Origin of the sequence: Marinimicrobium sp. (assembly GCF_002695945.1) — a bacterium.
Lineage (GTDB): Bacteria > Pseudomonadota > Gammaproteobacteria > Pseudomonadales > Cellvibrionaceae > Marinimicrobium > Marinimicrobium koreense.
In genome coordinates this window covers 85,072-96,699 of the sequence record NZ_NZQP01000057.1, presented here as the reverse complement: position 1 = coordinate 96,699, position 11,628 = coordinate 85,072, and the positions used below count along the sequence as shown (strand labels likewise).

Here is an 11,628-nt window from a genome sequence, read left to right as displayed (position 1 = left end):
ATTCACGCCATGAATGACTGGAGGGGCCCGTGAGCGTATCCATTCAGGACGGCTGGCTGACTTCGGCCCGCCGCTGTCCGTCTCCCAACTATAACGAGCGTCCGCCGGGCGAGGCCATCAGCCTGCTGGTGGTTCACAACATCAGTCTCCCGCCCGGGCAGTTTGGAACCGGGTGTGTGGAAGACTTCTTCTGCAATCAACTCGACATCAATCGCGACCCCTATTTTGAGCAGATCCGGGATCTTCGGGTGTCGGCGCACCTGTTCATTACCCGGGACGGTGAGTTGGTGCAGTTTGTGCCTCTGGATCGGCGCGCCTGGCATGCGGGCGCCTCCGAGTTTGACGGTCGAACCGAGTGCAACGATTTCAGCATCGGCATTGAACTGGAAGGGTGTGACGACCTTCCCTACACCAAGCCGCAATACCGGCGTTTGGCCGAGGTCACCCGTCTGTTATTATCCTGTTATCCGGCGCTGACGCCGGAGCGCATTACCGGCCATTCGGATATCGCCCCCGGACGGAAAACCGATCCGGGCCCGGCCTTCGACTGGCGCCACTTTCGCTCACAGCTCTCGGAACGCTTATGACCTTCCTCAGTGTCTTTCTGGTTCTCGTCCTGGTGCAGTGGTGGGGCTCTGGTGCGCCCCTGCAAAAAGACGGGTGGTTTGATCGTTATCTGCACTGGCTCGAGCAGCGCCCCAGCCGTGCGTGGCCCAAGTTGCAGTTGTTGCTGGCGGTGGTGGTGCCGGCCCTGGTGCTATGGTTACTGACCTGGGCCGTGGCCGAGGGCCTTTCGCAGGGCTGGCTGATTTTTATTGCCGTCCCGGTACTGCTGTACAGCCTTGGCCGAGGTGACTTTTCGGCCGAGGTGCAGGCCTATGTGGAGGCCAGCGAACGGGAGGACTCGGTGAGTGCGGCCCGCCATCTGGCGGCCCTTCAGGGCAATGCGGTGGAAGACGCCGACCCCGAGGACTGGGCCAGCATGCATCGTCAGGCGCTCAAAACCATTGCCTATCGCGGGNGCGAGCGGATGTTCGCGGTGCTGTTCTGGTTTCTGGTATTGGGCCCGGCGGGCGCTTTGATGTACCGCCTGAGNGTGCTCTACCGGGAGCGCTCCGAATCGGCCCAGGTGCACCGCTGGCTCTGGCTGATGGAGTGGCCGGTGGTTCGTGTCATGGGCTTTACCTGGGCCATGGCGGGCAATTTCGACAGTTGTTTTTTCCGTTGTCAGCGCGATCTTGGCGATACCCGTCAGGGAACGTCGGTCCTGCTGTACGATCAGATGCTGGGTGCTTTGGGCAGGACCGAGCCGGAGCCCGCCGACTCGGCGGTGGACCTGGATATGATTCGCGCCAGCCAGCCCCTGTATTCCCGTTCCCTGCTGTTGTGGGTCTGCGTGCTGGCGTTGATTACGCTGCTGGCCTGATCCTGAATTGATGAGAGTGAGGTAGTTCTATGCCGTCTTTTGATGTGGTGTCCGAGGTCGATAAGCACGTATTGACCAATACGGTGGACCAGGCCAACCGCGTGGTGGGCAATCGCTACGACTTCAAGGGTGTGGATGCCCAGTTTGAGCGCAAGGACTTCGTGGTGACGCTCACCGCTGAAGCAGATTTCCAGCTGCAACAGATGCTGGACATTCTGCAGGGCACCATGGTGAAGAACAATATTGATATCGCCTGCCTGGAGATCAAAGACCCGACCACCGTCGGCAAGCAGGCACGTCAGGAAGTGATCGTGCGCACCGGGTTGGAAACCGAGCTGAGCAAGAAGATGGTCAAGCTGATCAAAGACAGCAAGCTCAAAGTGCAGGCCCAGATCCAGGGCGACCAGCTGCGGGTTACCGGCAAGAAGCGCGATGACCTGCAACAGGTCATGGCGTTGCTACGCAGTGCCGAGGGCGTTGATATGCCGCTGCAATTCACCAACTTTCGAGATTGATGAGCAGGCGTCACTGGCTGCCCAGAGGCTGTATCTGATCGCCAGACGCTGTTCCTGATCGCCAAACGTTGTCCCTGATTGAATGTACCGCGACCAACCGAGCGTTTCATGACCGATACCCCTGAATCCCCGTCCCGCTCCTGGCGGGACTCGCTGTTGATTTATCTGCACCCCCGGGTCGCGTCCATGGCCTTTCTGGGCTTTTCGGCGGGCCTGCCTTATATGTTGGTCTTTTCTACCCTGACTGCCTGGCTGACCGAGGCGGGGGTCACCAAGGCGAGCATCGGGTTTTTCAGTTGGATCGGCATTACCTATTCAGTCAAAGTGTTCTGGGCACCGGTCGTGGACCGATTTCAGCTCCCGTTGTTGGGGCGCCTGCTGGGGCGCAGACGCAGTTGGATGCTCTTCGCTCAACTGCTCATTGCCGGCGGATTGATTGGCATGTCGGTCACCGACCCTGTGGGGGAGCTCGAGTGGATTGCCATATTCGCGCTGGTGGTCGCCTTTGGCTCGGCAACCCAGGACGTGGCGATTGATGCCTGGCGGATTGAGGCGGTGTCTCTGGAGCGCCAGGCGGCCATGTCCGCCACCTACGTATTCAGCTATCGGCTGGCGGTATTGATGGCCAGTGCCGGCGCGCTGCATATGGTGTCATTTGCCACCTGGCCCGGGGTTTATCTGATCATGGCCCTGCTCATGGGGGTGGGCATGGTGACCGTACTGCTGTCCAGCGAGCCCACAGTGACCGGACATTCGGACGCGGCCTTTCTGGAGCAGCGGGCACAGGATTACCTCGAGCGTAGTGCTCATGTGGCCCGCCCGGTGCGCAATGCCGTTGCCTGGTTCATCGGTGCAGTGGTATGTCCCTTTGTGGATTTTCTTCAGCGCTATGGCGCCCAGGCCGTACTTTTGCTGCTGATCGTGGGCGCGTTTCGCATTACCGATATCAGCATGGCGTCGATGGCCATGCCTTTCTATCTGGAAACCGGCTATACCCGAGCCGATGTGGCCAACATCAGCGGCCTGTATGGTGCGGCGATGACCGTGCTGGGAGGCATCGTTGGCGGAGTGCTGGTGCCCCGTTTTGGCCTGTTGCGCGTCCTGCTGGCCGGGGCCGTGCTGGCGGCGGCGACCAATCTGCTGTATTCGATCAATGCGCTGGTGGGNGCGGAGCTCTGGATGCTGGTCCTGACCATCAGCGGTGAGAACTTCTGCGGCGGCTTGGCCATGGCGTCGCTCATCGCCTGGATGTCCAGCCTGGTCAGCAGCGACTACACCGCGACTCAATACGCCCTGTTCAGTTCACTGATGACCCTGCCGGGCAAAGTCATCGGCGGCTTCAGCGGAATCGTGGTGGAACAGGTCGGGTTTTTCTGGTTTTTCATTTATGCGGGGGGGCTGGGAGTCCCGGCAATTCTGCTGGTGCTCTGGTTGATGCTCCGTACGAGAACCGGTTCGCTGTAGTCGGACCGACCAAGTGTGGTAAAGTGCGCCTCCTTTGGATCAACTCCCGACGATGCATGCCGGTATACCTGACGACTCAACAGTGGCGCTTGGCCCTGGCGGCGTACCTGGCGCTGTCAGCCCCCGTATCTGCGGGAATGCTGGAGCTGCGCAACGGTGATCGCATCGCCGGTGATTTCGTGTCGGCCAGTGAAGACAGCGTCGTCTGGCAGTCCGAGTCGCTGGGGCGGCTGACCATCGAAAAAAACAAAATCTATGACCTGCAGACCACCAAACCCTTGAAAATCAACGGGGTGGGGGAGCCCTGTATGGTGGAGGGGATGGAGTTCGAGCACCTGGTTTATCTGTGTGGCGACGATGTNGTGNCGCGCCGGGTGCCGCTGGTTTCCCTNGCCATGATCATTCCCTACGAAACCTATATCAGCGGTGACAGCAGCACCCTGAANGGGCGGGTCAATGTCTCGGGGACCTACGCCCGGGGCAACGAAATCAAGGATGACTGGAAAATCAGNGGCGGCGTGGAGTACCGGCTGGTGGACTGGCGCCACAGNGGCAATTTTGAGTATGCCAGTTATTCGCGCAGCAAGTCCGAACCCGACGTCCGNTGGGGTGGTCGTTACGTGCTGGACTGGTTCTTCCGGGAGCGCTGGTTCCTCAACAGTGATGTGCGCTACGGGCACGATGAAACCCGGTCGATCGATCGCTACTACAACATCGGTGCTGGTACCGGTTACCAATTCTGGGAAAACAACCGGACGGCGCTGGCGATGACCGGTGGTCTGGTGTCGGTCACCGAGCAGTANCAGGTGCCCGAGAACCCCGCCCCGGACTTTGTCCGCAAAGAAGACCGGATCGCCTGGCGTCTGGGTACGGACTTNCGCTACAAGCTGCCCCTGGGGGTCTCGTTTTTCCATCGCAACGAATACGTGCGCTCCTTTGAGCAAGACCGGGACTGGCAGCTCAACTCCACCACCGGTTTCAGCTCGATGCTGGTCTCTACGGTGTATTCAGAGGTCAAACTCGATTACGAGGTGGACAACGACCCTCAGCCCGGCACCGAGCGCGAGGATATCCGGCTCGTGGTGGGGCTGACCTACGAGTGGTAGCGCCCCCTCGCCAAAATAAGCAAAAAAATCCTCGTCAGACTGTTGAAATTCCTCCCCGGCATCCCCAATTACCTGTGACACACGCATTACGCCTGTCTGGCCTCTGGCCGGCCGGGCACGCGGCTTCGGCCGCACACTAACGTCATCCGGGGCAACCCGGCTCATTTTCAGTGTTTAACACGCTAGTTGGAGATAAGAGTCCATGAAAATTCGTCCTTTACACGATCGCGTTGTGGTTCGCCGCAAGGAAGAAGAGGAAAAAACCGCGGGCGGTATCGTCCTGCCGGGTTCCGCCAAAGAGAAGCCCAACCAGGGTGAAGTGGTGGCTGTCGGTAATGGCCGCGTACTGGACAATGGCGATGTTCGCCCGGTCGACGTCAAGGTTGGCGATGTGGTTGTNTTCGGCAAATACGCCGGCAGCGACACCATNGAGGTCGATGGCGAAGAGCTGGTCATCCTGAGCGAAAGCGACATCAAGGCTGTGCTGGCCTAAGCCCGGCACGGAATCTTTAACCGACTATTGTCTGAACAAGTTACTGGAAGGAAAGCACTATGTCTGCAAAAGAAGTTAAGTTTGGCGACAGCGCCCGTCAGCGCATGCTCAAGGGCGTCAACGTACTGGCCGACGCNGTAAAAGCCACTNTGGGCCCCAANGGTCGCAACGTGGTTCTGGAGAAGTCCTTCGGNGCCCCCACNGTGACCAAAGACGGTGTGTCCGTGGCCAAGGAAATCACCCTGAAAGACAAATTCGAGAACATGGGCGCCCAGATGGTCAAAGAAGTGGCCTCACGCGCTTCTGACGAAGCNGGTGACGGTACCACCACCGCNACCGTTCTGGCCCAGTCCATCGTGACCGAAGGCCTCAANTCCGTGGCTGCCGGCATGAACCCCATGGANCTCAAGCGNGGTATCGACAAAGCCGTTACCGCTGCGGTTGAAGAAATCCGCAAGNTGGCCAAGCCCTGTGAAGACAGCAAGGCCATCTCNCAGGTGGGCACCATCTCCGCCAACTCCGATCGCGACGTGGGNGAGCTGATCGCCAAGGCGATGGAGAAGGTCGGTAAAGAAGGTGTGATCACCGTTGAGGAAGGCTCCAGCCTGGAGAACGAACTGGACGTGGTTGAAGGTATGCAGTTCGACCGCGGTTACCTGTCTCCTTACTTCATCACCAACCAGGACAACATGGCCGTCGAGCAGGACGACCCCTACATCCTGCTGGTGGACAAGAAGATCTCCAACATCCGCGAGCTGCTGCCGACCCTGGAAGCCGTAGCCAAGGCCAACAAGCCGCTGGTTATCGTTGCCGAAGACGTGGAAGGCGAAGCCCTGGCGACCNTGGTGGTCAACAANATGCGCGGTATTGTGAAAGTCGCCGCCTGTAAGGCACCGGGCTTCGGCGATCGTCGCAAGGCCATGCTGCAGGATATCGCCATCCTGACCGGTGGCACTGTGATTTCTGAAGAAGTGGGTCTGGACCTGGAAAACGTNACTCTGGAGCACCTGGGCCGCNCCAAGCGCGTGACCATGTCCAAGGAGAACACCGTGATCGTTGACGGCGCCGGTAACAACGCTGACATCGAAGCGCGTGTGAACCAGATCCGCACCCAGATGGAAGACACTTCCTCTGACTACGATCGCGAGAAGCTGCAAGAGCGCGTGGCCAAGCTGGCCGGCGGTGTGGCCGTGATCAAGGTGGGTGCTGCCACCGAGATGGAAATGAAAGAGAAGAAGGCTCGNGTTGAAGATGCGCTGCACGCCACTCGCGCCGCCGTTGANGAAGGTGTGGTTGCCGGTGGTGGTACCGCTCTGGTACGCGCTGTGGCCGCCATTGCCGAGCTGAAAGGCGAGAACGAAGANCAGAACGCCGGTATCGCGCTGGCCCGTCGCGCCATGGAAGCACCGCTGCGTCAGATNGTCACCAACGCCGGTGAAGAGGCCTCTGTGGTCGTGGATCGGGTCAAGAAAGGCGAAGGCGCCTATGGCTACAACGCCGCGACCNGTGAGTACGGCGACATGCTGGAAATGGGTATCCTGGACCCGGCCAAAGTGACCCGTACCGCTCTGCAGGCTGCCGGCTCTGTCGCTGGCCTGATGATCACCACCGAAGCGATGGTGGCCGATGAGCCGGAAGACGAGAAGGCCGGTGGCGCCCCGGATATGGGCGGCATGGGCGGAATGGGTGGCATGGGCGGCATGATGTAAGTCGTCTCAAGCCCTGAAAGGGCGGGCTTTGGCNCGCCCTTTTGCTTTCAGTGATATACTGATCGCTTACTTTCGTAACACCATACCAACAGCCAGNGCTAACTGGCGTTTCCCGGTCTGGAGCAGGGCGATCCGTTCGACCCATCCGGCTGTGCTAGGATTGAGCGGCTATTTCAGTGGGTTAACCCCGCCGCTACTCATTTTTTCAACCGTGTTCAGGAGAACGACTATGGCTTTTGAATTACCCCAGCTGCCTTACGCAAAAGATGCGTTGGAACCTCATATCTCCCAGGAAACCCTGGAATACCATTACGGTAAACACCACCAGACCTACGTAGACAAGCTGAATGCGGCCGTTGAAGGCAAGCCCGAAGCGGACAAGAGCCTGGAAGACGTTATCAAGAGCGCCAAAGGGCCTCTGTTCAATAACGCCGCTCAGGTGTGGAACCACACTTTCTACTGGCACTGCCTGAGCCCCAACGGTGGCGGTGAAGCCACTGGTGCGGTAGGCGAGGCCATCAACAAGGCCTTNGGCTCCTTTGACAAGTTCAAAGAAGAGTTCTCCACCAACGCCGCCAACAACTTCGGCTCCGGCTGGACCTGGCTGGTGAAGAAGTCCGACGGTTCCGTCGCCATCGTCAATACCAGCAATGCGGAAACGCCGCTGACTGACGAGAGCGTCACCGTNCTGCTGACTGTGGATGTGTGGGAGCACGCCTACTACATCGANTATCGCAATGCCCGTCCCAAGTACNTGGAAGCCTTCTGGAACCTGGTCAANTGGGAGTTCGTCAACGAAAACTTCGCCAAGTAAGTTTTATTGACGTGAAAACCCCGCCCGGCCCAGCCGGTGCGGGGTTTTTTTATGCCNGGCAAAATTGCCCGGTATCAGACCCGTTCCCTTCTTTTTCGGGCCCAGAACTGCTATAAACGCAACCACGAAGTGTAGTGAACTCAGGTGTTTTTATGGAACGCAAAGAGCCGACGATCTCCGGCACGATCAAACCCGAGAAAGACGAAGTGGCGGCCCGCCAGGGTCGAGCTGCGGCGGCNCCTCCCGGTGGCAANGCGANAGGNCCTAAACGTCCTGGGGGCGGGGGCGGTACACCTCCGCCGCCTCAGCGNCCGGCCGGTGCCTCTTCCGGTGGCCAGGGGNTGGCGATTGCGGCGCTNATCATTGCCGTNGCCGGCGTGGGCGCCAGNGGTTTTCTGGCCTGGAAGTGGACCGGCGCCGAACAGAACCTCGCCCAGGCCAATGAGCGGCTGGAAACCCTGGAGAAACGCATCGCGATCACCTCCAGNGAGTCCAGCGAATACGTCGAGGAAATNCAGGAAAAACTGGAGTGGGCGGATTCNGAAATTCGCAAGCTGTGGGGCGTNTCCTACGATACCAACCGCAAGCGGATCGCCTCCAACCAGGAGGGGCTGGAGTCCCTGAAGCGGGAANTGGCCAGTGTGAAGGAGTCCGCCTCCAGNGCCAGNCAGGGGCTGAGCAGTCTGCGCTCGGCCTTTGANAAAACCGANCAGCAGGTCAGTGAGGTCNGCTCGGCGATCGAGCGNTTGCAGGCAGCGGCCGACTCGGTGGAAGCCCAGGGCCAGCGCCTGCAGAATCTNTCGGAAGAAGTGGATCAACTGGAAGAGGGGCTTGGGCGTTTGCGGGGGCTNGCNGACCGGGTCGGTACCAACGAGGAAGCGATCGAGGCCATCGACTCCTATCGTCGNAGCATCAACCGCGACATATTGACCATCAAGGAGCAGTTGTCCTCACCCTGATCGCCNGCTCAGCCCCGCGCGACGAAATAGCGGGGCTCTGGTTGAGTGCGATCGGCGAGCGATTCGCNNGTTGCCGTTTCCGGTAGTGGCTGGACGCCAAGGCGGACCGACGTCTCATTCCAGCGACTGATGGCCCTCTCCAGGGTTTCCTGGTGAGGGCCTTTTGATTTGCAGCTCTGACAAACCACACAATAATCCAGCCCACTGTGCGCCAAGTGCAAGTGGTTGCTGCGGCAAAACGGACAAGGTTCTAGGGCCGTGGCCATAAGGCATACGCTCCAGTGCGTGACTCACTTGAGAGGTTTTGAGGGGGGAGGGGACTCTTGCCGGGCAGGGCGCTCAGCGGTGGTTGCGCGGTTCGCAGGGCGCAGATTGTGAACCGGTCAGGACGGTAAAACCGCGATTGCCCGAACGGCTGATGGGCATCCAACATGATCACTTAAACTCCAGAGGACCATATTCAGAGTGTAGCGCAGCGCCGCCCGAATGCAAACGGTTGCAGCGTAAAGTTGGCGCAGTNCGCCGGTCCTCTCCGGGCAAGTCTCCGGCAATTCATGTAAAATTGCCGCCACACTGACAAGCTGTAGAGAGACTTCCATGACCACCGTGATTCGCCAGAACGACCTGATCGACAGCGTCGCCGACGCGCTGCAGTTCATCTCCTACTACCATCCCGTGGANTTCATCCAGGCCGTNCACCGCGCCTACGAGCGCGAAGCCAACCCGGCNGCCAAGGANGCNATGGCCCAGATTCTGATCAACTCGCGCATGTGCGCTACCGGCCACCGCCCGATCTGTCAGGATACCGGNATTGTGACCGTCTTTGTCACCGTTGGTATGGACGTCCAGTGGGAGGCGGATATGAGNCTCACCGATATGGTCAACGAAGGCGTGCGTCGGGCCTATAANCACCCCGACAATGTGTTGCGCGCGTCCATTCTGGATGACCCGGACGGCGCCCGGAAGAATACCGGTGATAACACCCCGGCCGTCATTCACTANAATATCGTTCCCGGCAATACCGTCGACGTTCACGTGGCGGCCAAGGGCGGCGGCAGTGAAGCCAAAACCAAATTTGCCATGCTCAACCCCTCGGATTCCGTGGTGGATTGGGTGCTGGACATGGTGCCCAAAATGGGCGCGGGCTGGTGCCCGCCCGGCATGCTCGGCATCGGCATTGGTGGCACGGCCGAAAAAGCCATGCAGATCGCCAAAGAGTCGCTGCTGGATCCGGTCGACATTCAGGAGCTGCAGGAGCGCGGTGCCAGCAACCGCAGCGAAGAGCTGCGCCTGGAGCTGTACGAAAAAGTGAATCAGTTGGGCATTGGCGCCCAGGGCCTGGGTGGTTTGACCACGGTGCTGGACGTGAAAGTGAAGGACTACCCGACCCACGCGGCGAACAAAGCGGTGGCCATCATCCCCAATTGCGCCGCCACCCGTCACGCCCACTTCACCCTCACCGGAGAGGGCCCGGCCCTGCAGACGCCCCCTAACCTGGACGACTGGCCGGAAGTGGCCTGGGAAGCCGGCGACAATGTCCGTCGAGTGAACCTGGATACCGTCACCAAAGAGGATGTGAAATCCTGGCAACCCGGCGACACCATCCTGCTCTCCGGCAAAATGCTGACCGGCCGAGACGCCGCCCACAAGAAAATGGTGGACCTGATCGCCAAGGGTGAAGAACTGCCGGTGGACCTGACCGGCCGTTTCATCTACTACGTGGGACCGGTCGATCCGGTGCGCGATGAAGTGGTGGGCCCCGCCGGCCCGACCACCGCCACCCGCATGGACAAGTTTACCCGCACGATGCTGGAGCAGACCGGCCTGCTGGGCATGATCGGCAAAGCGGAACGCGGCCCGGCGGCGATCGAGGCGATTCGCGATAATGAGTCGGTCTACCTGATGGCGGTAGGCGGCGCGGCCTATCTGGTGTCCCAGGCGATCAAGTCGTCGAAGGTGCTGGGCTTTCCGGAGCTGGGCATGGAGGCGATTTACGAGTTTGAGGTGAAGGATATGCCGGTCACCGTGGCGGTAGACAGCAAAGGCGAATCCGTTCACCAGACCGGCCCGAAAATCTGGCAGGCCAAGATCAAAGACGAAGCGATCAAGGTGGTGTAACGTATTTCGCCATTTGATTGGTAATGGTAACGGCGGATGCGCTTTGCTTATCCGCCCTACGGATACCACGGCAGTCTGCGTAGGGCGGATAAGGGCAGCGCATCCGCCGTCACCCAGGCATGACGCAACAAACGATCGCAAGGTTAATAGGGCGCTTATGAATCTAACCCAATACCAAGTCGATGCCTTCACCCAGCGTCCTTTCGAAGGCAATCCCGCCGCCGTCGTGCCTCTGGAACAATGGCTCGACGACGCCCTGATGCAGACCATCGCCAACGAAAACAACCTCTCGGAAACCGCCTTCTTTGTGTCCGAAGACGATGGCTTCGCGCTGCGCTGGTTTACCCCCGAAGCCGAAGTCGACCTCTGTGGTCACGCTACGCTGGCTTCCGCCCACGTCCTGTTCGAACATATGAACTACCCTCACCCGAGCATCCGCTTCGGCACCCGCAGCGGCGACCTGGTGGTTGAGCGAAGGGGTGACCGGTTGGCCATGGATTTCCCCGCGCAACCTACCCAGCCCTGCGACTGTCCTGATGAGCTGGTGAGGGGATTGGGAGTCACGCCGGTTGCCGTGGAAAAGAGAGTAGATTATCTGGCAGTACTGGAAACTGAGGCTCAAGTGCGAGCTTTAGCGCCGGATCTGGCCGAGCTGAAAAAGCTCGACTGCCGGGGCATCATGGCTACCGCGCAGGGGGACACCAAAGACTTTGTCAGCCGCTTTTTTGCTCCGTCGGTAGGAATCGCCGAAGACCCAGTGACCGGATCGGCACACTGCCAGCTCGCTCCCTATTGGGCCAAAAGATTGTCCAAAAACACTTTGGCTGCCCGACAGATTTCCAAACGCGGCGGCGATGTGGATTGCGAGCTAAAAGGCGATAGGGTGACGCTGGTGGGGTCGGCGGTTACGGTCATCAAGGCCGAGTTGTTGGTGTGACAGTGGGTTAGGTAACGGCGGATGCGTTGTGTTTCGGGACGGCGGATGCGCGCTTTGCGCTTATCCGCCCTACGCGAGCTGCGGTGC

Annotated in this window: 11 protein-coding genes; 10 read left to right on the top strand and 1 reads right to left on the bottom strand. The window is 59.8% G+C overall.

Annotated features, from left to right (window positions below):
- Window positions 1-29 precede the first annotated feature (29 nt).
- From ampD to CMG77_RS12745, 8 genes are all read left to right on the top strand, one after another.
- On the top strand, window positions 30-587 hold the full coding sequence (gene ampD / locus CMG77_RS12780; protein ID WP_286804277.1) for a 1,6-anhydro-N-acetylmuramyl-L-alanine amidase AmpD: 558 nt from the start codon (window positions 30-32) through the stop codon (window positions 585-587).
- Window positions 584-1,426, top strand: coding sequence for a regulatory signaling modulator protein AmpE (gene ampE / locus CMG77_RS12775; protein WP_286904747.1), 843 nt, complete (start codon window positions 584-586; stop codon window positions 1,424-1,426). Before ampD ends, ampE begins: the two co-directional genes overlap by 4 nt.
- A gap of 29 nt (window positions 1,427-1,455) precedes the next feature.
- The gene (locus CMG77_RS12770) at window positions 1,456-1,941 is read left to right on the top strand and encodes a YajQ family cyclic di-GMP-binding protein (RefSeq protein WP_024459540.1); all 486 of its coding nucleotides are present in this window, start codon (window positions 1,456-1,458) and stop codon (window positions 1,939-1,941) included.
- 108 nt (window positions 1,942-2,049) lie between these two features.
- Complete coding sequence (locus CMG77_RS12765; protein WP_123636859.1) at window positions 2,050-3,405, top strand: AmpG family muropeptide MFS transporter; 1,356 nt, start codon at window positions 2,050-2,052, stop codon at window positions 3,403-3,405.
- 56 nt (window positions 3,406-3,461) lie between these two features.
- Entirely contained in the window at window positions 3,462-4,511 is a 1,050-nt protein-coding gene (locus tag CMG77_RS12760; RefSeq protein ID WP_286904745.1) for a DUF481 domain-containing protein, read from the top strand.
- Between the two features lie 202 nt (window positions 4,512-4,713).
- Window positions 4,714-5,004 (top strand): co-chaperone GroES, encoded by a 291-nt coding sequence (gene groES / locus CMG77_RS12755; RefSeq protein ID WP_286904744.1) that lies wholly within the window; start codon window positions 4,714-4,716, stop codon window positions 5,002-5,004.
- Window positions 5,005-5,063: 59 nt separating this feature from the next.
- Entirely contained in the window at window positions 5,064-6,713 is a 1,650-nt protein-coding gene (gene groL, locus CMG77_RS12750; protein WP_286904742.1) for a chaperonin GroEL, read from the top strand.
- Between the two features lie 229 nt (window positions 6,714-6,942).
- On the top strand, window positions 6,943-7,527 hold the full coding sequence (locus CMG77_RS12745) for a superoxide dismutase (RefSeq protein ID WP_286904740.1): 585 nt from the start codon (window positions 6,943-6,945) through the stop codon (window positions 7,525-7,527).
- 967 nt (window positions 7,528-8,494) lie between these two features.
- On the opposite strand, the gene CMG77_RS15985 is transcribed toward CMG77_RS12745, so the two are convergent.
- Window positions 8,495-8,752 (bottom strand): Lar family restriction alleviation protein, encoded by a 258-nt coding sequence (locus CMG77_RS15985; RefSeq protein ID WP_353743494.1) that lies wholly within the window; start codon window positions 8,750-8,752, stop codon window positions 8,495-8,497.
- 331 nt (window positions 8,753-9,083) lie between these two features.
- On the opposite strand from CMG77_RS15985, the gene CMG77_RS12740 reads away from it, so the two are divergent.
- Together CMG77_RS12740 and CMG77_RS12735 are read left to right on the top strand one after the other, a co-directional pair.
- Complete coding sequence (locus tag CMG77_RS12740) at window positions 9,084-10,604, top strand: fumarate hydratase (RefSeq protein WP_286904739.1); 1,521 nt, start codon at window positions 9,084-9,086, stop codon at window positions 10,602-10,604.
- 157 nt (window positions 10,605-10,761) lie between these two features.
- Window positions 10,762-11,541 (top strand): PhzF family phenazine biosynthesis protein, encoded by a 780-nt coding sequence (locus CMG77_RS12735; protein ID WP_286804280.1) that lies wholly within the window; start codon window positions 10,762-10,764, stop codon window positions 11,539-11,541.
- Window positions 11,542-11,628 lie beyond the last annotated feature (87 nt).

Bases quoted from the DNA above. Each gene is read 5' to 3' on its own strand.
- CMG77_RS12735 (WP_286804280.1), top strand. From the start codon at position 10,762: ATGAATCTAACCCAATACCAAGTCGATGCCTTCACCCAGCGTCCTTTC.
- CMG77_RS12770 (WP_024459540.1), top strand. From the start codon at position 1,456: ATGCCGTCTTTTGATGTGGTGTCCGAGGTCGATAAGCACGTATTGACC.